A 23,537-nucleotide genomic window follows, 5' to 3' on the forward strand; every position below is an offset into this window, starting at 1 on the left:
CTTTATATTAGTACTAAGTGCTAATATGAACAAATAGGGTAATAGCGTTATTTATCAAGAGCATTGATATTTAATAAAAGACATCTTGGTCTTATAAATTAAATATCGATTAGAGCGAGATGCCTTGTTCATGAGCAATTTGTGCAATCAGCGCATAGGCAATACTGCCTTTAAACGGTATTTTTGGTAAATTTGTCAGGTCAAAAAAATCGGCGTGTGACAGCTCGTCTTCTTGTATGACGATATCTCCACCCGCATACGCCGCCCGAAAGCCGAGCATCAAATTGGACGGAAATGGCCAAGGTTGACTGCTGACATAGCGAATGTCTTTGAGACTAATATTTACCTCTTCTGCCACTTCGCGTACCACCGCATGCTCTAAACTTTCACCGACCTCTACAAAACCGGCAATCAAACCATATTGTAGCGCTTGTTGAGGAGTTTTTTGTTGCCCATAACGATGATGGTGCGCCAATAAAATTTGCATGGCGCCGGTTTGCGGATTGGGTCGGGTAATGGCGGTAATGATACACGGCTGCACGCGTGGATATTGGCGTAAGCGGCAAACAGGACAGACCATTGCACGCTCACCGTGGTTGGCATGGACAACAGGAGCGGCGCAGCGACTACAAAACTGCGTGTCTGCTTGCCAGCGAAGCAGCTGTATGGCTTGGCTAAGTTGGTCAGACAAGGCAAATGGCAGCTGTGTAATAAGCAGACGATAAGCAATAAAAGCACACTCGTCATTACCTAAAGTATTTTTTTCTTTATTATTACCTGTTAAACCGTGACTTTCTACCTCGGTATGTTCTAAAATTTTAGGCAACGTAAAATGATGTGCTATCGCATAATCATAAGTCATCGCTAAGGTAGCCTTAGCCGTAAAAGCATTAGTAGTAAATGTATTAGCAGTTTCGCTTTCAAAAGCAGTCAAGCTGTTTTTGTTTTGACGGCTATCATCATTAGGTAGCCAATGAGTCGGCGCTAAGCTCTCAAGTAGTGTCACTCGTCCAACTTGATAGGCGGGCTGAGTCTCATGACTTAATCCCGTATCATTATTCAACTGTGGTAACTCAACCTGCATAGGCCACCAGCCATGAAGCGTTTGACGACATAAAATCGTCTCGTCACGAAGTATAAAGGCGTGGCTCATAGGTTCAGTTTCCAAACAATCAAAGACAGACTCTTATCCGTTTGGGTAAGAGTCTGTTTAAAATAAGCAGTTAGATGATAACTAAATAAGTAAGCTATCTATCTAATACACTAAAATTATGCCGCAAGCAGTTGGCTTAAGCTTTGTTGCCCGACATCTAACGCTTGCTTACTGACCGGGCGATTGTTTTCAAAGCCATCTAAATGATGGTCAACGGCCATAATGACATCAGCAATATAAGCTAAAGTACCATCATCTAAGCGGGCGCCGTTGCCGATACGCTGCTGCAAATAACTTGCCAATTGGCTAAGCATACTGGCGGGCGTTGGCAGCTGTAAAAAGCGCACTGCACCTGACACTTGGCGCAGCATTTCAGGAATATTTTGAATATTTAATACATCGCGCTCAGGCTCAGCCAAATAATCGGTGATGGCTTGTTCGGCGCTGGCAATCGCCGTACGACTTTCTTGTATCAGGGTATCATAGGCAGTATTCAGCTGATGCAATGATATATGCGGATTATTCAAAGGTAAATAGATTGCCCCAGGGGTATGCATCTCTGCCATGGCGATAGTGGCGTTTTCTGCGTGCATCAAAGCGAGTAATAAATGGTCAAAATCTTCTGGCGTAGGCGCGCGCCATTTTTTCACCGCTTCTGCGGCAGCATTGAGACTGTTTGCAGCATTTGCCAGACCCAATAACTGAAAAGCTGAACGCAGCTCAGTCAGTTGTTCGGTGATTTGCGAGGTTTGCATATCAACAGGGTTGATAGAATCACCGCGTGCGTAGCTATCGACATTTTCTTTGATGGTGTTGATTTGCGCTTGAATAATGGTGTTTAAGGTATCGGTTAAAGCACGATTGGGTCCAAATAAGAACTGCGCCATTTGTTTGCGCTGTGAGTCTTCCAATTGATTGGCGGCATATAGTTCACGCAGCGTTTGTGCCTCTTTGGTATCGCGCTGGCAAGCAAAGCTGACCAAGTGCGCAAAGCGCGTGTCCATTACTGGCAGATAGCTTTGAAACTGCTGCTCTAAATAAATAAGCGTGTGTTTTTGGCTTAAGCTTAGCGGCAAAATGCTGGCAATATCCGTAACGGCAGCGGTGGCTGCTTGCCAAAACAGGCTGTTGGTATTTGCTGCTATCAAGGCGCACGCTGCCGACATCGCATCGAGCTTTTGCTGCTCATCCTCACTTACCTTACCGTCTTGATTTAATAAGGCAACGCCAAGTCCACTACGATAAGCATAAGTTAATAATTCGCTATCAAGATTGAGCTCATTAAGCGGTTGAAAGTTGTTTTCAGGGTTAGCGATAATGACGCTGCTATGACCAAACGCGGCAAAATAATCGGCATCGATCGGTGCTGCTTGCCCATGAGCGTTGAGTCTATTGATGATAGGCAGGAGTAAAGTCGGCTCTACCGATTCGGTCAGCAAAATAAACTCAATATAACGATCAAGCGTCATAATGGCTTCTGATAAATCCATAATCAAAGCGCTATCATTACTATCACCGCTGTCATAAAGTTTTTGCAAGCCATTGACGATGGCGTTATTGAGCACTTCTGCCCCGACCGAAGATATCAGCTGAAAAATACAAGACAGCTGTTTTAGTACAATAATGGAGTCTAATAATAAAGGCGCTTGGCTATCATCATCATTAAATTCGCCCAAATGAATTTCAGTATCTTTTAAAATGACCTTAATTTCATCGTGCAATAAATGCAGCGATGGTAGGTTAAAATCAGTCACACTCAAGGTCGGGGCGGTTAATTTCATTTGTGTAGAAGGATTCATAGTTGTTTTTTTCCATGACGTACTGATGAAAATAGCAAAGGTTTAGATGAGCATTTGAAAATGTCTATAAATAAGGTTTTAACGCTTATCGGCATAACAATCAAGATTTACTTACTTAACGGTCAGTATAAGGCGTTATGTTCATATAAAAAACCGTTTTAATGACTTATGCTTCACGGATTACATTTTATCTTTAAGCGCAGGATAATCGTCCGCAAGCGACGCATACCAGCCTTGATTGGCGCTGTCATTACTGCTTGACTCGAGCAATAAAGCCGCCAAATCGGCAAAGTTTGCATGGGCAGTATGTCCGCCATCGGCTTGGGTATCTTCCTCAATCGCTAGCGTGACTTGCCCGCCGGTCATCGCCAGATAAACTTCCGCCAAAATCTCCGAGTCAAGTAACGCGCCGTGGAAAGTACGGTCTTGTTTACCGACATCTAAGCGACGAACCAGAGCATCTAGGGTATTTTTTTGCCCCGGATATTGCTGTTTTGCCATCATCAAAGAGTCGGTCACTCGTACGCGCTCGGCAAAGTCGTGCATGCCAACTTTGGCAAACTCCATATTTAAGAAGTTCATATCAAAGGTAGCGTTATGAGCGATGATTTCGGCACCGTCCATAAAGTCATAAAGCGCTTGAGCCACTTGATCAAAGGTCGGTTTATCGGTTAAAAACGCTTCAGAGATTCCGTGAATACGAATCACCTCCTCATCCATTCCGCGCTGCGGATTGATGTAGACGTGCAGTTTCTCGCCGGTAAATTTACGCCCGACTAACTCTACGATACCGACCTCAATAATGCGGTCGCCCTTCATGGGATCAAGACCGGTGGTCTCCGTATCCATAATGAGCTGGCGGTCAGATTCATGGCGGTGGATAGGTTTGGGTAGCAGGGGTATAAAATGCGGATTGGCTCGGCTAGTGTCACCATCGAATGTCGGTGTGTCCGTGTCTATGCGAGCTTCCGTTTTAGTTTCTACTTCAGTATCCATATTGGTATTTATATCTGGCATATCGGTGTGTCTCATGGGTTCGCTAGCATTGTACGGATTGTGATTCTCTTCCACTAACATATCTGTGTTTGCCATTGTATTTGTTATTGTATTTACCATATCGTCAGTAAGATTTTGACCATCTAATAGCGACTCATCAAGCTCATCATCCATCATATCAAAGCCTAATGGGTCAAATTTTAACCAATCACTGCTCGGACTCTGCTTGTTATCAGTCATCAGTCGGTCTTTTTTTTTAGCAGAATCTTGCAAGCTAGCGGTTTTCAAATCTTCACTGCTAGACGTCACGCCCAAGTTTGCTAGCTCGTCAGCTTTTTCATTGCCCGCGTGTCCGGCGTGACCTTTCACCCAGTGCCAAGCGACATCGCGCTGCTGGCAAAGCGCATCTAATTGCTGCCAAAGGTCTTGATTGGCCACCGGTTTTTTGCTGGCCGTTTTCCAGCCGCGTTTTTTCCAGCCTTCAATCCATTCGGTGATACCCTTTTTCACATAGCTTGAGTCTGTCCAAATCTCAAGGATTTGCTCACGCGGACTATGGGTCAATGCTTGTATCGCACCCATCAGCTCCATACGATTATTGGTGGTTACTTGTTCACCGCCATACAAATCCTGCGTCTGCCCATCGCTAAATATTAAGTGCGCGCCCCAGCCGCCAGCACCTGGATTGCCTTTACAAGCGCCGTCGGTATAGGCAACCGTCGTATTTGCTTTGGCAGCAAGCGGATTGCTCGTATTAAATGAACGCGCTGAAGTAGAGTTTTCTGACATAAAAAAGTATGAGCCTAATAAGTAATAAACATCGAGCAAAGAGGGTTTCTAGCGTTATTTTTGCACAGGCTAGCACCATCTATTTTAGGGTTGAGTATAGCAAATCTTGCTTGTTTATGGTCGCTTATCTATCAGTGACTGCTAGGAATAAAAACCATAAAAGGGCAAAAGCACATATCATAGCGGTAACGCTGCCGTTTTCTGTTAAAATAGCTTTGATTGTGCGGACATGCCTTAGCACAATAAGCACAATATAAGCTTTTATGTACCAATGCAGGATAAATCGATGATGTCCGTAAGCTCGAATGTTTTGAATAAAGAATTAACGCCCTTAATGGTTGCTCTGGTCGCAAGTAGCGCGCTGTTTTTGAGTGCCTGTAATGACAGTAATACGCCAGCTGATGCCAAAAAAGCTGAGGCGCCAGCGGATTTATCCATATTTGCAGGCTGCTACACAGTCAGTCGTGATGAGCCGGCGCAAATAAAAGTTAGCCAACAGGGCGGCGGTTGGGTCATGCAAATGAAAGAGCCTGCTAGCGCTAAGCGCGTTTGGGATGACGCTGAACCGTTAGAAGTGCTTGCAAAAAGTGATATCCCGACGTATTTTTCTATCGACCCTGATAATGTCGATGCGGTAATTGGTCGTCCAGACAGAGTGCTGGTGTTGGCGCATGTGAAGCCTGTTTATGCCAATATCGATCCGCTACTAGATAGTGAGTACTTGTCTTACATTTATCGCGGTGCCAATACCATTTATCGCGTCGAATGTGATGAGGTTAATACCGATATTTTAGCCAATCCTCACGCCAATATCGTTATTGATAACGTCAATGACGGTATGTAATTGGCCTTTATAAAGTAGTACTTAGATAAATAACCATCTCATTAGAGTCGGGCAATATGAATTTTTTTAGTTATGTGGTGTTAGGCGGATTTTGTTACGCGGCCGGTTGGGCAGTAAGAACCTATATTCTCGATAAACAAACAAAACCTGAGCAGCCTTATCATCTCAAACATCCAACTATCTTAAGATACCTCGGCGCATTTTTCATAATTATGTTGATTGTGTCGTGGCTCATCGGCCGCTATTTACTCGGCCATGTGGCCATTGATTTGCCATTTATTATCATTAATAGCCTTATAGGCACCTTTGTCTACTCGTTTGGTCTAAACCCGGAAAAGCCAAGCTATGATGTGCCTGATTAATAAAAAATTAAAAGGCTGAGTGCTTAAATACATTTAAAATTTTCTATTTTAAGCCTATAAAAAACACGGTCAGTGCAGGCGTCATTGACCGTGTTTTTTATGGGATTGCTTATCAGGTTATTTATCTGCTTTTTTTAAGCTTTTACTTTTATCTTCAAGTTTTTTATTGTTAGGCTTTGAGTTTTCGTCTTTAGCTTCTGTTTGCTTATCTTTCCAGCTTTTGTATTTTGCCAAATCCTTTTCTACAAGTTTTAGACAAAATCTGAGTACCAAGACGTCATCGATATGACCGATAAAGGGGATAAAGTCAGGAATGATATCGATAGGGTTGATCACGTAAAGCAGTCCAACCACGGCTGCTGAAATAGTTTTATAAGGGATATTGCGATAGTTGCCTTTATAGTAGTCTTTGACTAAGCTCATCAGCAACAGCAAATCCTTAGCATAACTCTCAAGACCTTTTTCTTTTTCGAGTTGATCCTTCAGCTTATCTTCTTTACCTAAGATGATTTTAATACTATCGATCAGACTTTTATTGTCTTTCTCTTTTGCACTTTCTTGCTCAGCCATCTTTATAATCCTTTTATATCTATCATTATTGTTTGTTGTTCAGCGCTTTTTACTATAGCAAGAGTCGGGTCTGTAGCCAAATAAGACGGTGAGTAACTCTGTATCGTTTTGTTGTCTATTAAAATGCCAAATGCTCATGACTTAAGCGTTCTATACTGCTCGAGTACTAAATAGTATCCCAACCTGCGTTATAATACGCGCTTTGTTTCAGTAATGGTTGCTAGGATAAGCAGCGATTTAACGGTAAAAAAGGTAGCATCATGACTAAGATTTCATCCGAGCTCAATCGTCGCCAGTTTTTATGTCACGTTGGTATTGGTGCCGGAGCAGGGCTTCTAGCGACGCAAAATATCACTCGGGCGTTGGCTACAAATGCTATTGAGCAAGATAGCGGTACGCAGCTTACCAAGGATGATTTACCAACAGCGTTTTCAGATGAGCATTTGTCTTTTAAAGGTGAGGCACAACCAGCGCAAGCAAGATGTATCGTCCCAACGATTGAAACGCGGCTTTTTGCTAGCTCTAATGTCGGTGGTAGTGACGAACGTAATGAGTTGGCGTTAGAGCGTTTAGCCTGTGCAGGGTTTAAAGTGGACAATCCGGCAATTACCAAACGGCAGTATTTGCGCTTTGCGGGTACGGATTCGCAGCGTGCCAGTGATTTGCAAAACATCGCTACGGGTGCGATAAAAGCACCTAAACTGCTACTTGGGGTACGTGGTGGCTACGGTGCAGTGCGAGTATTACCAATGGTGGATTGGTCAACGCTTGGGCGTATTATGAAGGAGCGCGGTACGATACTGGCGGGCTTTAGCGATGTGACGGCGATCCAGTGTGCGCTACTGGCAAAAGGCAGTATGAGCTCGCTTGCAGCGCCAATGCTTTATAGCGAGTTTGGCAAAACCAAACCGGATCAAGTCAGCTGCCGACAGTTTGTAGCAGCATTAACCAATCCTAATTTGACGATTAATATAGCAGATGCGTCATTAACGAGTCCTAATTTACCAAGTATTCTGACGAACTCTGAACCAAAAACCTTAACTGGCACCATTTGGGGCGGTAATCTAAGTGTGGTTTCGGCGCTGGCAGGTAGTGACTATTTGCCACGTATTGACGGCGGTATCGTATTTTTAGAAGACGTCGGCGAGCAAGCCTATCGTATTGAACGCATGCTGTACGATTTGTATTTAGCAGGGGTGTTTAAAGGTCAGCAAGCCATCGTGTTTGGGGCGTTATCGGGTAGCGGTGAAGACAGTTATGATAAGCGCTATGATGTCGCCACCGTCATTCGTCAATTGCATCAGCTGACAGGATTGCCGATTTATAGCGGTATGCGCTTTGGTCATATTGCCCAAAAACACAGCTTTCCACTTGGCGCGAGGTGTCAGATAAGCACAAATACTGCGGGCGGCTATCAATTGATGTTTAGCGACTATCCAACGATTAAAGCTGATGCCATTTATGTCGAAGGTTTGTGGCAAAAAAGTTTAAGCCTATAGTCAAATCCAAATAAATCAGATACGTAGCTATCAAGTCGCTCAATGAAACGTTGTTTTTCTTGCGTGCTGTGCCTACGCCGACAGAGGCTGCGAAAAACAACGTTTCATCTCGCTGTATCGTTTTTATATCCAATGAATGATATAAAAATTGTTGCTGTGATAAATTTATTGCAGCCACGTATGACTTCTAAAAAGTCTACTATCAAGTTAAATCGCCAGTCGTGAAAATTTATCCTGATATTCTTTTGGGGTCAGCTCAGTGGCGCGTTTAAACAGCCGCGTAAATGATGAGATGTCATCATAGCCGACTTGCTCCGCTAGCGATTTTATCGTCACATCGCCCAATTCTAACAAACGCTTTGCCTGCTCAATACGCACTGCTTGAATATATTCAATCGGACGCATCGCAACGCAGGACTGAAAGCGTCTGTTTAGTGTACGTGGGGTGATATTTACCATGGCTGCTAAATGGCTTACCTGCATCGGTTGCCTAAAATTTTCCTCGATAAATTCTTGTACTTGTTGAACCAGCTGGTCTGCATGCGGCTTATGCAATGTCACATTGGTATAGCTGTTTTGATTGCCGCGTTTGCTATCGATAATCTGAGTTTTAGCCACTTGGGTAGAAATTTCACGCCCGCAATAACGCTCGATTAATAACAACCCCAAGTCGTAAAATGCACTACCACCCGCCGCACAAAATATATTGCCAGATTGTTCTTTTGATTGGTTCTTTGATTGAGTGACAAATTGGTTTTCTTGTAAATCAACCAATGGAAAGTCTGCCTTAAATTTATTGGCATAGCCCCAATGGGTTGTCGCTATTTTGCCATCGAGCAAGCCTGCTTTTGCTAAAAAGAACGCGCCGCTGCAATTGCTGGCGATATCGGCTTTGGTATTTGCCAGTCGCTTGATATGCGGGATTAAATCGCTATTTTGACTTAATACTTTATCGATTGAATCGCCAATCGTTGGAATTAATAATAAGTCGCACTCTGTGACTTCCTGAATATCGCCATGCGCTTGCATGATTAAGCGGTTGCTACATCTGATATCAACGCCGCCAAGACTGGCAATTTGCACGTTAAACCTAGGTTCTACCGCCTCATCCAAAAACCGCTGCCAACTCACTCCGGTAAACGAAAATAAATCTAATGCGCCTGTCAAAGCGCTGCCAAGCACGCCATCGAAGCCGATAATAATGACCTTAAAGGGTTTAAAGTAGGGCATAAGCGCTTATTTTCCTAAGAAAAGACGTATTTAAAATGTCAGTTTATTAGCAGTTTTTCCCAAATTTTCCTATCGTTTTTGTCTTATTTGACCATAATTATGTCATAAATGACAATACGGTAAGGCGTTAAATTAGATTAATATCAATGCATCACTTGTTCATCACCGCTTATTTATCATTATCATAATAGGGAAATGACTATGGCCGCAGATACACTGATCAATGACTTTGAATTACCGTTTCAACTCTACGATGTATTAGGGGTTGAGCATTTAACCAAGCATTCGAAGTTTGCAGAACACAGCCGTGAAACTTTTGATGCGGTATTAGGCACCGCCAATAAAATCGCCACTCAGCTATTTTTACCGCACAACCATGTGGCCGATAAAAACGAGCCGCAGTTTGATGGCAAAAAAGTCAGCATGATAGACGATGTTAAAGTCGCTTTTGACGCCTTTCGCGAGTCGGGCTTTATCGCGGGTCGCTATAGCTTTGACGATGGCGGCATGCAATTACCTGAAACCGTGATGACGGCGGTAGCAGGATATTTTATGGCGGCCAACCCATCAACCACCGCTTATCCGTTTTTGACCACGGCGGCGATTAATGTCATTTCTCATTTCGCCAGTGATGAGATTAAAAATGCCTTTATGCCGCGTATGCTAACCGGTGAATTCACTGGCACCATGGCATTGACTGAGCCACATGCAGGCTCGTCACTTGCCGATATCAAAACCACCGCCGTGAAACAAGAAGACGGATCATACCGTATCAAAGGCAGCAAGATTTATATCTCAGCAGGCGATCATGAATTGTCTGACAATATTGTGCATTTGGTATTAGCCAAAGTACCGGGCGGTCCTGCTGGCGTCAAAGGCATCTCTTTATTTGCGGTACCCAAGTATCGACTCAATGATGACTTATCAGTCGGCGAGCGTAATGACGTCCATTTAACTGGACTTATTCATAAACTTGGCTATCGCGGCGCAACTTCTACGGCGTTAAGTTTTGGCGATGCAGGCGATTGTCACGGCTATCTTATCGGTGAAGAGCATTTTGGCCTGCGCTATATGTTCAAAATGATGAACGAAGCGCGTATCGCAGTTGGCTTTGGTGCGGCGATGATTGGCTATCGCGGTTATCAATATTCGCTCGATTATGCCAAAGACAGAACGCAGGGCAGAATTGCGCCTAATAATAAGCCTGAAGATGCGGCGACGGCAATCATTCAGCATGGTGACGTTAAGCGCATGCTGCTGGCGCAAAAAGCCTATTCCGAAGGTGGGATATCCTTGTGCTTATATGGCTCAAACCTAATCGACCGTATCAATACGTGTGAAGACGCTACGCTAAAAAATGAGCTCTCAGAATTGCTAGATTTGCTCACGCCAGTTCTCAAAGCATGGCCGTCTGAATATGGTCCAAAAGCCAATGATCTAGGCATCCAAGTATTGGGCGGCGCAGGCTATACACGTGAGTATCAAGCCGAGCAGTTTTGGCGTGATAACCGTCTTAATCCCATTCATGAAGGCACAAATGGCGTACAGGCACTAGATTTGTCATTCCGTAAGTTATGGCAAAACAAAGGTCTTGGTATTCAAATTTTAAAACGTGAAATTACTCAAGACTTAGAAAGTATCAGTACACCCGAGACTGCCAAACTTGCCGGTAAATTGATGCCTTATATGGGTCATTTGCATGAAGTATTGGTGCATTTAAGTAAAATCCTGCAAACGGAAAAAGCACTAACGCTGACGGGTAATGCGCAGGCCTTGATGAATATCTTTGCCTCTATCGTGGTCAGTTGGATTTGGATTCGCCAAGCGAGTAAAGCGGAACAACTATTAAATGATACGGCCGACGTTGATAAGCAAAACTTCTATCATGGCAAAATCCAAGCGGCAAAATACTTTATCGACTGGGAATTGCCGTTAATCAATCGCGATATTGAGCTGCTAAATAATGACAATGCGGTCTGTACCAATATGCAAGCAGAATGGTTTTAAGAGACTGTTTGGTAAGTTTTTAACATAACAATATCTACTAATAGGATGCTAAAAGTGATGCTGGGGTAAATTTTTCGAAGCCTCTAGAGTGCAAAGCGCACAGCAAGCGAGAAAAATTTATCCCAGAAGAACGCTTTTTAATATATTTGGCTTATTTTGAATAAACTCTTTTTAAGCAAACGATACCAATGGCTTTTTATAAAAATTTAAAGGAATAAATAATGACAGCTGATAACAAACAGATTAATAAACAATGGCGCTTAAAAGCAAGACCAATTGGCGCACCAAGCGCTGATACGTGGGAATATACCGAGACAGATTTGCCGACTATCTCAGATGGTGAGCTGCTGATAAAAATTGAATATATTTCGATGGATCCTGCAATGCGTGGTTGGCTAAACGATGCAAAATCTTATATGCCGCCCGTACAGATTGGCGAGGTAATGCGTGCAGGAACGGTGGGTAAAGTCATTGAAAGTAAGCATGAGAAGTTTGCTGTTGGCGATTATGTCGTAGGTCATAACGGCGTGCAGTCGTATGCAGTCAGCGATGGTACAGGTCTACATAAAGTCGATCCAAGCCTTGCGCCATTGTCTTATTACTTGGGCGTGCTCGGTATGCCGGGTATGACGGGCTATTTTGGCTTATTAAAAACCGGCGCACCAAAAGCTGGCGAGACTGTGGTTATTTCTGGCGCGGCGGGCGCGGTTGGTAGCTTGGTTGGGCAAATTGCCAAACTCAAGGGCTGCCGCGTTGTGGGTATCGCTGGTGGTAGTGATAAATGTAAATTTTTAGTCGATGAGCTGGGTTTTGATGCGGCAATCGACTATAAGAATGAAAATGTAAAAAAAGCGTTAAAAGAAACCTGTCCAAACGGCGTCGATGTCTTTTTTGACAACGTCGGTGGCGATATTTTAAATGACGTACTCACGCAAATTAATTTGCATGCGCGTATCGTGATTTGCGGGGCGATTAGCCAATATAACACCACCACAGAAGTCAAAGGGCCATCAAATTATTTGTCGCTGTTGGTCAACCGTGCGCGTATGGAAGGCATCGTGGTCTTTGATAATATTAAAGAATACCCGACGGCGATGAAAGATATTGCTGGCTGGATTCAGTCAGGCGACATTAAAGTAAAAGACCATATCGTCAAAGGTATCGAGACGTTCCCAGATACCTTGATGATGCTATTTAAAGGTGAAAACTTCGGCAAACTGGTACTTAAGGTAGAGGAATAAATCATGACATTGAATACAAATGGAATTGCATCAGACGTCACTGGTAAACGAATTTTAATCACCGGCGGCGCGTCTGGCATTGGCGCTGCCAGTGCGCTACTACTCGCCAGTCGCGGTGCGAAAGTCGTCATTGGCGATTTGGCAGAAGAGATGGGCGCAGGCGTTGCTCAGCAAGGGCAAGACGCGGGCAATAGCATCGTCTTTAAAAAAGTCGATGTGACCAGTGGCGATGAAGTGCGCGCTCTCTTTGCTTTTGCCATGGAAACATTGGGTGGCCTTGATGTGGTGATAAATAATGCCGGTATTGACCATAAACCGGCGCCGATGCATGAGCTAAGTGACGAGGACTTCGACCGTAATATTGCCGTTAACCTAAAAGGCGTCTGGCATTGTATGCGCGCTGCTGTTGCTTACATGGCACCTAATGGCGGCGGTCATGTGATTAATGTGGCCTCCATTGCTGGGTTGCGTTCTGCGCCTTTATTGTCAGCTTATAGCGCGGCCAAGCATGGCGTGATGGGGCTGACCAAGTCTGCTGCTCATGAATATGCCCGCGTCAATATCCGCTTTAACGCCGTATGTCCAAGCTTTATCGATACGCCGATGGTCCGTAATACCATGGCAAAAATGGACGAGCGTGCCCAGCAAGCCACCATAAAAGCCAGCCCAATGCGCCGATTGGGAGATGTCGATGAAGTATCTGGCGCCATTGCGTGGCTGGCGAGCGATGAAAGTAGCTTTATGAATGGTCATGCCTTTACCCTTGATGGCGGCATGTTGGCTTAACATCAAAAGTATTTATTAAAATATTCAAAAATATAAGGAATAATGATGAAAGACTTATTTGATTTAACAGGTAAGATTGCTTTGGTTACGGGTGCGAGCCGCGGTATTGGCGAATCTATTGCCCGCTTATTGGCGTCAAGAGGCGCGCATGTGATTGTCTCTAGCCGTAAGATTGATGCTTGCCAAGCGGTCGCGGATAGCATCATCGCTGATGGTCATAAAGCCAGCGCCTTTGCTTGTCATGTGGGCGATATGGATCAGATTGAGGCAATTTTTGAGCATATCAAAAGCGAATTTGGTCAAATTGATATCTTGGTCAATAACGCCGCGGCAAACCCTTATTATGGGCATATCTTAGATACGGATCTAGCGGCTTTTGATAAGACCGTTGAAGTCAATATTCGCGGTTATTTCTTTATGTCGACGGCTGCCGGTAAGATGATGCGCGAGCAGGGCGGCGGTGTTATTTTAAATACGGCATCGGTCAATGGCTTGGTCGCCGGTGATAAGCAAGGTATCTACTCAATCACTAAAGCTGCGGTGATTAGCATGACCAAAGCCTTTGCCAAAGAATGTGGTCCATTAAACATTCGCGTTAATGCGTTATTGCCGGGTCTGACCGATACCAAGTTTGCCTCGGCGTTAACGACCAATGATAAAGTCTTAAAGATGGCGCTACATGCGATTCCTTTAGGTCGCGTCGCTAATCCTGATGAGATGGCGGGCACGGTATTGTATCTTGTGTCTGACGCCTCAAGCTATACGACGGGTGCAACCGTGGTTGTCGATGGTGGTATGCTTGCTTAGTTAGCAATGCATGTTTAAAAAACCGATGTTTAAAAATAGGAAGCCGCATGACTTTAATAGTGATGCGGTTTTTCTTATTGCATATTTCCGTTTTTTAGTTAGTGTACTGTCTTTTATATCAATACTAAGTCAATAAAAAAGGTGCAGTGCGACTGTCTTTGGATTTCGCTACCTCTTTAGGTGTGCCTTCTGCGACAATAAGCCCACCTTCATCGCCAGCACCGGGGCCCATATCGATAATCCAATTGCTGTTGCTAGCAACTTGCATATCGTGCTCAACCATAATCACCGTATTACCAGTTGCGACCAGCCCATTTAACTGTGCCATCAGCATCGCGACATCAGAAGGGTGTAAGCCAGTCGTTGGTTCATCGAGCACGTACAGCGTATCGCCGCGCTGGGTACGCTGCAGTTCGGTAGCAAGCTTGATACGCTGTGCTTCGCCACCAGACAACTCGGTCGCTGGTTGCCCAAGCCTTAGATAGCCCAGCCCAACTTTTAGCAAGGCATCTAAGGCGCGCATAATTGGGGCATCATCAATGAAAAATTCAGCAGCGGCTTCGACTGTCAAATCGAGTACTTCAGCGATGTTTTTACCTTGATAAGTAATTTCTAAGGTTTCGTCATTGTAGCGCTGACCATGGCACACTTGGCAAGGCGAGTAAACACTTGGCAGAAATAGCAGCTCAACGCTGACAAAACCGACACCTTCGCAATTTGGGCAACGTCCTTTTTTTACGTTAAATGAGAAACGTCCGGCATCATAGTGCCTTGCTTTTGCTTCTTTGGTGGCGGCAAATAACTTGCGCACATGGTCAAACAGTCCAGTATAAGTGGCCAGATTCGAGCGCGGTGTGCGCCCGATGGCTTTTTGGTCAACGGTGACTAAGCGCTTGATGTGCTCCATACCACTGACTATCTCTCCGCCTATTGGTGTTTCTTGTTCTTGCTCTAGTAAAGCCGCTTCATCGGTGGGTGCTTCAATCACGGTTTTTTGCCCTAGCGCATTGTAGACCAGTTCAACCAATGCTTGACTGACCAAACTCGATTTGCCCGAACCTGAAACGCCCGTCACTGTGGTTAATACCGCTAAAGGAAATGCCACATCTAGCCCTTGTAGGTTATTACGCTCGATATTGGCAAGTTTTAGCCAATGAGTAGGTTGTCTTGATTGCTCGGTTTTTAACTTTTGAGTTGCTGTGTCTTTACTAAAAAGATATTGCCCTGTGTAAGAAATAGATACATCTCGCAATCCTTCGACAGGGCCGCTATACATGATTTCACCGCCATGACTGCCCGCTTTTGGTCCAACATCGACTATCCAGTCGGCGTGGCGAATGACGCTGACATCATGCTCGACAATGAATAATGAATTACCCGCCGCTACCAGTTCATCTAGAGCGCCTAATAGCGCCTGAGTATCGGCAGGATGCAGGCCAGCGGACGGTTCATCGAGCACATAAACCACGCCAAATAGTTTAGAGCGAATTTGGGTGCCAAGTCTTAGGCGCTGTAGCTCGCCAGGCGATAAGGTAGGTGTGGTGCGTTCAAGTGATAAATAACCTAGCCCAAGTCTGGTTAACGCTTCTACACGCGATAAAATATCGCTAGCAATACGCTTGGCGACGATGGCTTTTTCACGATCGGGCATATCATCGCTGAGTTTTTTATTGGCAGCGTCGTGAAGTTTAAGCGCCAGTTCAGTTAAGGTTAATTGTGATAACTCGCCAATATCAAGCCCTGCAAATTTAACCGACAGCGATTCTTGTTTTAACTTTTTGCCATGGCAGCTTGGACATTCTGAAATTTGCATAAACTGCGCCACGCGTTTTTTGGTACGTGGACTTTGAGTGGTGGTAAAAGAGTGCAAAACGAAATTTTTTGCGCTGGCATAGGTGCCCTTATAATTGGGCTTTTCACCTTTTTTGATTGCTTCGCGTACTTGCTCGAGATTGTACTCTGGATAAACCGGCACTTCTGGGGTTTCATCGGTAAATAAAATCCAATCGCGGGTTTCCTTGGATAACGTGTTCCAAGGTTTGTCGATATCGTAGCCAAGTGTCGTCAATATCCGGCTCAGATTTTTCCCTTGCCACGCTGGTGGCCAAGCAACAATGGCGCGTTCTCTAATGGTTTTCGTCTTGTCAGGCACGAGCAAATCTTCTGTGACCTCAAACACGCGGCCAATACCTGAGCAAGTAGGGCAAGCACCTTCTGGCGTATTTGGCGAAAAAGCATCAGCATACAGCATATCTTGCCCAGCAGGGTATTCGCCCGCTCGCGAGTACAACATACGCAGACCATTTGAAATCGTCGTCACGCTACCAACTGATGAACGTACCGACGGCGTACCGCGCTGCTGTTGCAGGGCGACGGCGGGCGGCAAGCCTTCTATCGAATCGACATCAGGCTCGCCAACTTGGTCAATCAAGCGCCGTGCATAAGGCGATACCGAATCAAGGTAGCGGCGTTGCGACTCAGCAAACAGAGTGCCAAATGCCAGCGACGATTTGCCTGAGCCTGATATACCGGTAAAAACCACCAGCGCATTACGCGGTAAATCCACATCGACATTTTTGAGGTTATGCACCCGCGCACCCCTGACTTGAATGCTTTCATCAGCGGCAAGGTTGTGATTTTTGAGAGAGGTATTCGATTTTTTATGATTAGATTTCTTACTATTGGTTGTCATACAACGCTTATTCCTTTGACTAAAATCAGCTCGTCAACGCTTTGATTCAACAATACCGTATTTATTTAATACGGTGTTCTTTTAATATCGTGTCTGCTTAACGTCATCCTATCACCTTAAAATCAAAACCCTGCGCAGGCTTACGCTTTATAGACAGAGGATAGACACAGCAACGTCAAACGATAACATTTATAAGGTTTACCCGACAAATTGCGGATTATAGAGGTTAAAAAATATGACGTTTTGACCGCTATTAAGCGGGCAAGTAGCGTGTTAACTGCGAATGCTTTATCATTAACCTTATCTATTAATCATTTATAAAAGTGTTTTATGATTTTTATCAGCAATAATATCAGTCTGAATGACAGCGAAGTGGACATTAGCGCCATACGCGCGCAAGGGGCAGGCGGGCAAAACGTCAATAAAGTGTCCTCTGCGATTCATCTGCGTTTTGATATTCATGCTTCAAGCTTGAGCGATGTCATTAAGCAGCGCTTATTGGACAGTAAAGACAGCCGAATCACCAAAGAAGGCGTACTTATTATTAAAGCGCAGCAGTTTCGTACCCAAGAACGTAATCGAATTGATGCGCTTGAGCGGCTGCAAAGCTTTATTATTCAAGCCACTCATGTCAATAAAACTCGCAGGCCGACCAAACCTAGTAGAAATGCCAAACGTAAACGCGTTGATGAAAAAACCCAGCGCGGCAAAACAAAAGCCTTGCGCGGTAAAGTGGATTATTAAATAAACGGCTTACTCGGTATTTTTAATAAAGCAAACAGCAAAATGCCAGCCCATTTAAGTGGCTGGCATTTTTTATGCTTATTTACTATCAAGTTTTTAGCTATCCAAGCCTTCTAATTAACCAAGTCTTCTGCTTAATTCGGGAAAGCGCTTTATCATAAATAACATCAAGAGCAGCGACACACCAGCGATAGCGGCGCCGACATAGCCGACACTTGATATGGAAATATGCGTCACTGCATAACCACCGAATAGCGCACCTGCGCCAATGCCTAAGTTAATAATCCCTGAGAACATCGACATCAACATGTCTTGGGCAGTGACATCAACCATAATGACTTTGGCTTGCATAGAGATAATCAGCAGCATCAGCGCCGCGCCCCACAGTAATGCAATGAAACTCAGCGCCCAGATAGAAGTCACGGCAAATAATAGCACCAGCATAGATAGCAGCATTAATATGATCGATATCAGCATCAATCTGGTATTAAAACGATCACCCCAACGGCTAAAAATCACACTGCCCGCAATCCCTGCTACCCCAAATAATAGCAAGACAATAGTCGCAGCGTTTTCACTTATAGCGCCAACCTGTCGCATAAAGGGTTCGATATAAGAATAAGCGGTATAGTGAGCGGTAAAGACTAATAAAATCAGCAAATACAAACAGACCAATAACGGATTCTTAAGCAATTCTGGAATTTTTCTAAACGAGCCTTCAAACATACTCGGTAGCGTTGGTAATAGCCTTGCTTGCAAGATAAAGACGATAAAAGCAATCACGCCAATACCGCCAAAGGTCGCCCGCCAGCCAAACCATTGACCGACCAAGCGCCCTAATGGCACACCTAGCACCATGGCCAATGAAGTACCGGTCGCAAGCACGCTAAGCGCCAGTGCTTTTTTACCTTCTGGTGCTACGCGTATCGCAATCGCTGCCGTAATTGACCAAAATATCGCGTGTGATAGCGCAATGCCCACGCGGCTAATCAGCAATACGTCAAAGCTCCAAGCAAATACGGATAATACATGACTGGCAATAAACACCACAAACAAGCCCAAAAGTAAGCTTTTACGCTCAAAGCGGCTGGTAAGTAGCATCAATGGCAACGACATGGCCGCGACAATCCACGCATACAGTGTCAACATCCAGCCAGTCTCAGCCGTGGTAATTGAAAAATCTTGGGCGATGTCACTTAATAGGGCAACGGGGACAAATTCGGTAGTATTCATAATAAAAGCGCTGACGCCCATCAAAAATACTTGGAAATACTGAGTTCGGCGAGCATTTGCGCTCACCTCAAGGTTATGTTTCATATGATCCAATACAAATAAAGAAGGCGCTAATAGTGCAAATTAGCTGAAAAATAATTCATGAGTTTAAGAATAACGGCGGCATGGGTCGTAATGATGAAAAAGAGGAGGGCAAGATAGCAAGTCAGAGGCAGCAGTTAAAGTAATTTTTTGATAATTAGCAAGAATCTTGGCAGGATTGTTCAGGTTAAGCGTTTATCCGCTACAAACTTACTTTGAGCCGCGTAAATAACCCCAGTTCGGGATAAGCCACATTGTAACTCATTGATACTATTTACAATATGGCTACCTGTCCCTGCTGAGGCATGTTTTTGATGGTGGGTTTATAGGGAAACCAGCAATAAGCAATCAAACCTGACAGCAAGTTTGTGATAAACCCCGTGACACTACGATGGCGTGAGTGTTCGATTTGGCACAAGTTTTTAAGCTCTCCAAACACCGTTTCAACCAAAGAGCGATGATTGAGTAGTGCCTCATCCATAGGCTCAAGTAATTGGGGTTTCATATTACGCCGAAGTTTGGTTATCAACGTGGTATCACTGTGTTTTGTGAGCCACTCGTTTAGGGCTTTACTGATATAGCCTCTATCACCGAATAGCTTACCAAACAAAGGTGTTGCCATATCCTTAACAGGCACTCTGTCATCCGTATTACCCGCAGTGACTTTAACAGATACAAGCTCGCCCTTATGATTGATAATGGCGTGCAGCTTAAAGCCATAGAACCAGCCCATGCTGCTTTTGCCTCGGGTTGCAAGTCCCTTAAAGACTTTATGACGGTAGATACGCTTGTTATGACAAACTGCTATCTTGGTTGAATCAATATAGCTGATACCCGTACAGTCGCCCATCATGCTTTGCAAGTAGCTGCACAGTGGTATGATACTGCGCGGCACAAGCTCTATAAATCGCGAGTAGCTCGGCAGATTTGGAAACTCCCGTTTCATCATGCCAAGCATGTGATGGTAGTAAAACGCCTTAAACTGTCGATACCGCAGTTGATGAAACAGTACCAAGATGGTCATAATCTCTGCTACACTTATCTGGCATGCTCTTAACCTTTGGTGTCCCGTTGCGATTAAATGAGCGTCAAACTCAGGTTTGAATTGCTGATAAAAGTCGTCAATATGGCAGTATAGTTCGGTTAGGTTGTCCATGTAAGAAGTCCTTTTTGCTTAAGTGGTCTTGGTAAACTTACTTTAGCAACTTCGGACTTCTTTTTTTATCTTTTTTTTGAGCCCTTATCCCGAACTGGGGTTAAATACGATTTTTTAATAATAAGAACAGGGTCTTGTTTGTCAGCCGCTGTAAATCAGAGGATAATCTACAGCATTAAATCTAAACTCGAGAAACTATTTTATGCTGATTAATGCAGATTTTACTCGTCGTGCAGCATTGGCACCCGAACACTATCAATGGGTGCCATCACCGCAAAACGGCGTCGAGCGTGTCATGCTTGACCGCGTCGGCGCAGAAAAAGCCCGTGCCACCAGTATCGTCCGCTATGCGCCTGAGTCCTATTTTCCACATCATATGCATCCGGGCGGCGAAGAGATTTTGGTTTTATCGGGGACTTTTTCGGCAGATAATATCGATTATCCAGCAGGCTGGTACTTACGCAATCCACCAAATTCTGGCCATCAGCCGTATAGTAAAGATGGCGCAGTTATTTTTGTCAAACTTTGGCAAATGCCGGCCACTGAGACACGTTATGTTGCTATCGATACGAACGATGCAGCAAATTGGCAAAAACAGCACAATCGTGAGGTCTGTCATTTATTTTCAGATAACAGCGAACATGTCAGCTTACAGCGTTTAAAGGCCAATGAAGCCCTATTGACCGACACAGTATTTATAGAGACAGTATTCACCGATGCAATCAAAGGCGGTGCTGAGATACTGGTGCTAGATGGCGAGCTGATAGATACTGAACTTACAGATGACGCTAAAACCTATACTCGTGGTGGTTGGCTACGTTTGCCAGTAGGTGAAAAACTGCAAATAAAAGCAGGCGTGCACGGTGCTACGGTTTATCTCAAAACGGGCCATCTGTCTAAAGTCATTGGCGCTAAAGTAGAAGAAAAATAGTACATAAGGTTAGCTTTAGCAATTATTAATAGTGACTTTAATGGTTTATAGCCTACTGCTTCACTATAAAAAAGGCGTCAGAACTATTTTACTGAAAAATAGATTTGACGCCATTTACATATAATCAGCTATAAAACATAAAAAAAATATTAAAATAATGTTCTGTAACTCCTCGGTACATATCCGCCCTTCACATTGCTGCTTTATTTCTGTAAAATACCGACCGTACGGTTTCTTTATCAGAAACTGTTTTTTCTTCTGTATTAATAAAACACATTCTTTTAAAGCCAAATTTACTTTTAGTTAAACTGACGCGCTAATATCGAGATAAAAATGGAAACTCAAAACGCTCATAAACGTAAAAAACAGCCAGAGCTTATACGGCGGGCGCTGCTTGATGAGGCAGCGCGCATCACTTTGGAGCAGGGCTTGTCTAAAGTCACCTTCCAATCGGTAGCCGATGCCGTCGGCGTGACCAAAGGCGGGGTGATGCATCATTTTGCCACCAAGGACGCGCTTATCTTAGAGGTGTTTTATGACGCGATGGCTAAGTTTGAGGCGGAAGTCAATCAAGCGATGGCAAAAGATCCGGTCAGCTATGGCTCGTTTACCCGCGCTTATATCGATGCCACCATCAGTCTGGGCGAAAAAGGGCAAGCCGAGTTTAATAGCCAAGCCACATTATATGTGTTGATGCTAGGGGATCGGATGCTGCGCGAACGCTGGGCTGAGTGGTCAAACGAGCAGCTAAAAAAACACGCTGCTACGGATAATAGCGAAACGCTATGTATGGTGCGTCTGGTCGCCGATGGGATTTGGCTCTCTGACTTTTCGGGCATCGATATTTCGGACAAAACCTCAATACGTACACGCTTGATAAATATGACGCAGCGTGACTTTGACGCTTAAAAATACATACAAACTACTTTTATTTTTCACCTTTAATCCATAACGACATTATTTTTAAGACTTTATAAAAAACTTTTTTATAAAGCGAACCCGTCGCCCTAAGGAAAACTTATGACAGCTACTAAGATAACCATAAATAATTTACAAGACATTATTGATTTCACACAAACACAAACCGCTTATATCAACGGTCGTTATTTGGCGGTCGATGAATCATTAGCGACCTTTGAAGATATCAATCCGGCTACAGGTGAAGTGTTAGCTATTATTCAACAAACGACGACTGAGCAAATCGATGAGGCGGTAAAAGCCGCGCAACAAGGGCAAAAAGTGTGGGCGGCAATGACCGCGGTTGAGCGCGGCCGTATTTTGTCAAAGGCGGTTGCGATATTGCGCGAGCGTAATGATGTGCTGGCATTGCTCGAAACCAAAGACACGGGTAAAGCGCTTTCTGAGACCAAGTATGTCGATATCGTCACTGGTGCTGATGTCGTTGAGTATTATGCGGGGCTTGCGCCAATGTTAGAGGGTCGTCAGATTCCGCTGCGTGATAGCAGTTTTGTTTATACCCGCCGCGAGCCACTCGGCGTGGTCGCTGGTATTGGCGCGTGGAATTATCCGATTCAAATCGCGATGTGGAAGGCAGCGCCTGCATTGGCTACTGGTAATGCGATGATTTTTAAACCCTCAGAGGTTACGCCTTTGACCGCGCTAAAATTAGCAGAAATCTTGACAGAAGCAGGCTTGCCAGATGGCGTCTTTAACGTTGTGCAAGGGGATTATAAAGTCGGCGAAGCGCTAACCCAGCATCCTGATATCGCCAAAGTATCGTTTACCGGCGGCGTACCAACGGGTAAAAAAGTCATGGCAAGCGCCGCATCATCGTCGCTTAAAGACGTGACCCTAGAGCTGGGTGGTAAGTCGCCATTAATCATCTTTGACGATGCCGATATCGATATGGCAGCGGATATTGCTATGATGGCGAACTTTTATAGTACAGGTCAGGTCTGCACCAATGGCACACGTGTCTTTATCCCAAAATCGCTACAAGCTAAGTTTGAAGAAGCCATCTTGACGCGTGTTAAGCGTATCAAACTCGGCAATCCGCTGGACGAGAGCATCAATATGGGACCATTGGTCAGCTTTCCGCATATGGAGCGTGTGCTTGGTTATATCGAGCAAGGTAAAGTGGGCGGTGCGCGTTTATTGGCGGGCGGCGAACGTATCACGGCAGGTGAGCTCGCTAAAGGCGCATTCGTTGCACCGACCGTGTTTACCGATTGTAGCGATGATATGACCATCGTACGTGAGGAAATATTTGGTCCAGTGATGTCGATATTGACTTATGAGCTTGAGGAAGAAGTGATCCGCCGTGCCAATGATACCGAGTACGGTTTGGCAGCAGGAGTGGTAACCGCTGATTTGACCCGCGCGCATCGCGTAATTGCGCAGATACAGGCTGGTATTTGCTGGTTAAATACCTGGGGCGAGTCGCCTGCGCAAATGCCAGTTGGCGGTTATAAGCATTCTGGTATCGGCCGCGAAAATGGCATCGAAGCCCTTGAGCATTATACGCAGACCAAATCTATCCAAGTAGAGCTTGGCAAGTTTGAATCGGTATTTTAAACAGCTGTACGGTAAAAATTTTTAAACAGTAAAGTTAAGGCTTGAGGACTCATTTTTCCTTTTCGCGCCGCCTTACTGCTAT

At 44.6% G+C, this 23,537-nt stretch carries 19 protein-coding genes; 11 read left to right on the top strand and 8 right to left on the bottom strand.

The genetic code is table 11. From position 1 onward, the window contains the following. Nucleotides 1-109 precede the first annotated feature (109 nt). The 3 genes from nudC to dnaQ form a co-directional block, all read right to left on the bottom strand. Entirely contained in the window at nucleotides 110-1,153 is a 1,044-nt protein-coding gene (gene nudC / locus RAH45_RS04680) for an NAD(+) diphosphatase (RefSeq protein ID WP_306495618.1), read from the bottom strand. A 116-nt stretch (nucleotides 1,154-1,269) separates the two neighbouring features. Next, on the bottom strand, nucleotides 1,270-2,952 hold the full coding sequence (locus RAH45_RS04685; protein ID WP_306495619.1) for a hypothetical protein: 1,683 nt from the start codon (nucleotides 2,950-2,952) through the stop codon (nucleotides 1,270-1,272). Between the two features lie 180 nt (nucleotides 2,953-3,132). Continuing rightward, a complete protein-coding gene (gene dnaQ, locus RAH45_RS04690; protein ID WP_306495620.1) occupies nucleotides 3,133-4,737 on the bottom strand; it encodes a DNA polymerase III subunit epsilon in 1,605 nt (534 codons plus the stop codon). A 286-nt stretch (nucleotides 4,738-5,023) separates the two neighbouring features. On the opposite strand from dnaQ, the gene RAH45_RS04695 reads away from it, so the two are divergent. Then, nucleotides 5,024-5,581: a hypothetical protein gene (locus tag RAH45_RS04695; protein WP_306495621.1), complete on the top strand. Its 558-nt coding sequence runs from the start codon at nucleotides 5,024-5,026 to the stop codon at nucleotides 5,579-5,581. Nucleotides 5,582-5,637: 56 nt separating this feature from the next. After that, nucleotides 5,638-5,943 carry a hypothetical protein gene (locus tag RAH45_RS04700; RefSeq protein ID WP_306495622.1) on the top strand — a complete coding sequence of 102 codons (306 nt, stop codon included), beginning with the start codon at nucleotides 5,638-5,640 and terminating at the stop codon, nucleotides 5,941-5,943. Between the two features lie 117 nt (nucleotides 5,944-6,060). Here RAH45_RS04700 and RAH45_RS04705 read toward each other — a convergent pair whose 3' ends face one another. After that, nucleotides 6,061-6,513, bottom strand: coding sequence for a YkvA family protein (locus RAH45_RS04705; protein ID WP_306495623.1), 453 nt, complete (start codon nucleotides 6,511-6,513; stop codon nucleotides 6,061-6,063). Between the two features lie 260 nt (nucleotides 6,514-6,773). Between RAH45_RS04705 and RAH45_RS04710 the strand changes: the two genes are divergently transcribed. Beyond that, the gene (locus tag RAH45_RS04710; protein ID WP_306495624.1) at nucleotides 6,774-8,012 is read left to right on the top strand and encodes an LD-carboxypeptidase; all 1,239 of its coding nucleotides are present in this window, start codon (nucleotides 6,774-6,776) and stop codon (nucleotides 8,010-8,012) included. Between the two features lie 207 nt (nucleotides 8,013-8,219). On the opposite strand, the gene RAH45_RS04715 is transcribed toward RAH45_RS04710, so the two are convergent. Continuing rightward, the gene (locus RAH45_RS04715; protein ID WP_306495625.1) at nucleotides 8,220-9,242 is read right to left on the bottom strand and encodes a GlxA family transcriptional regulator; all 1,023 of its coding nucleotides are present in this window, start codon (nucleotides 9,240-9,242) and stop codon (nucleotides 8,220-8,222) included. A gap of 201 nt (nucleotides 9,243-9,443) precedes the next feature. Here RAH45_RS04715 and RAH45_RS04720 point away from each other — a divergent pair, with 201 nt between their 5' ends. From RAH45_RS04720 to RAH45_RS04735, 4 genes are all read left to right on the top strand, one after another. Beyond that, entirely contained in the window at nucleotides 9,444-11,249 is a 1,806-nt protein-coding gene (locus RAH45_RS04720) for an acyl-CoA dehydrogenase family protein (RefSeq protein WP_306495626.1), read from the top strand. Nucleotides 11,250-11,470: 221 nt separating this feature from the next. Next, on the top strand, nucleotides 11,471-12,490 hold the full coding sequence (locus RAH45_RS04725; RefSeq protein WP_306495627.1) for an NADP-dependent oxidoreductase: 1,020 nt from the start codon (nucleotides 11,471-11,473) through the stop codon (nucleotides 12,488-12,490). 3 nt (nucleotides 12,491-12,493) lie between these two features. After that, a complete protein-coding gene (locus tag RAH45_RS04730; RefSeq protein WP_306495628.1) occupies nucleotides 12,494-13,276 on the top strand; it encodes an SDR family NAD(P)-dependent oxidoreductase in 783 nt (260 codons plus the stop codon). A gap of 42 nt (nucleotides 13,277-13,318) precedes the next feature. Further along, nucleotides 13,319-14,083 carry an SDR family oxidoreductase gene (locus RAH45_RS04735; protein ID WP_265088591.1) on the top strand — a complete coding sequence of 255 codons (765 nt, stop codon included), beginning with the start codon at nucleotides 13,319-13,321 and terminating at the stop codon, nucleotides 14,081-14,083. Between the two features lie 124 nt (nucleotides 14,084-14,207). On the opposite strand, the gene uvrA is transcribed toward RAH45_RS04735, so the two are convergent. Next, entirely contained in the window at nucleotides 14,208-16,775 is a 2,568-nt protein-coding gene (gene uvrA / locus RAH45_RS04740) for an excinuclease ABC subunit UvrA (RefSeq protein ID WP_306495629.1), read from the bottom strand. A 330-nt stretch (nucleotides 16,776-17,105) separates the two neighbouring features. On the opposite strand from uvrA, the gene arfB reads away from it, so the two are divergent. Further along, the gene (gene arfB / locus RAH45_RS04745) at nucleotides 17,106-17,519 is read left to right on the top strand and encodes an alternative ribosome rescue aminoacyl-tRNA hydrolase ArfB (RefSeq protein ID WP_198328032.1); all 414 of its coding nucleotides are present in this window, start codon (nucleotides 17,106-17,108) and stop codon (nucleotides 17,517-17,519) included. Between the two features lie 117 nt (nucleotides 17,520-17,636). Here the strand turns inward: arfB and RAH45_RS04750 are convergent, their stop codons facing one another. Together RAH45_RS04750 and RAH45_RS04755 are read right to left on the bottom strand one after the other, a co-directional pair. Continuing rightward, on the bottom strand, nucleotides 17,637-18,836 hold the full coding sequence (locus RAH45_RS04750; RefSeq protein WP_306495630.1) for a sugar transporter: 1,200 nt from the start codon (nucleotides 18,834-18,836) through the stop codon (nucleotides 17,637-17,639). Nucleotides 18,837-19,107: 271 nt separating this feature from the next. Further along, nucleotides 19,108-19,989, bottom strand: coding sequence for an IS982 family transposase (locus RAH45_RS04755; RefSeq protein ID WP_306495631.1), 882 nt, complete (start codon nucleotides 19,987-19,989; stop codon nucleotides 19,108-19,110). 202 nt (nucleotides 19,990-20,191) lie between these two features. Between RAH45_RS04755 and RAH45_RS04760 the strand changes: the two genes are divergently transcribed. The 3 genes from RAH45_RS04760 (at nucleotide 20,192) to betB (ending at nucleotide 23,455) form a co-directional block, all read left to right on the top strand. Then, nucleotides 20,192-20,920: a cupin domain-containing protein gene (locus RAH45_RS04760; protein WP_306495632.1), complete on the top strand. Its 729-nt coding sequence runs from the start codon at nucleotides 20,192-20,194 to the stop codon at nucleotides 20,918-20,920. A 333-nt stretch (nucleotides 20,921-21,253) separates the two neighbouring features. Continuing rightward, on the top strand, nucleotides 21,254-21,829 hold the full coding sequence (locus RAH45_RS04765) for a TetR/AcrR family transcriptional regulator (protein WP_306495633.1): 576 nt from the start codon (nucleotides 21,254-21,256) through the stop codon (nucleotides 21,827-21,829). 111 nt (nucleotides 21,830-21,940) lie between these two features. Further along, nucleotides 21,941-23,455, top strand: coding sequence for a betaine-aldehyde dehydrogenase (gene betB / locus RAH45_RS04770; RefSeq protein WP_306495634.1), 1,515 nt, complete (start codon nucleotides 21,941-21,943; stop codon nucleotides 23,453-23,455). Nucleotides 23,456-23,537 lie beyond the last annotated feature (82 nt).

The sequence above is a fragment of the Psychrobacter sp. van23A genome, assembly GCF_030845275.1.
Lineage (GTDB): Bacteria > Pseudomonadota > Gammaproteobacteria > Pseudomonadales > Moraxellaceae > Psychrobacter > Psychrobacter faecalis.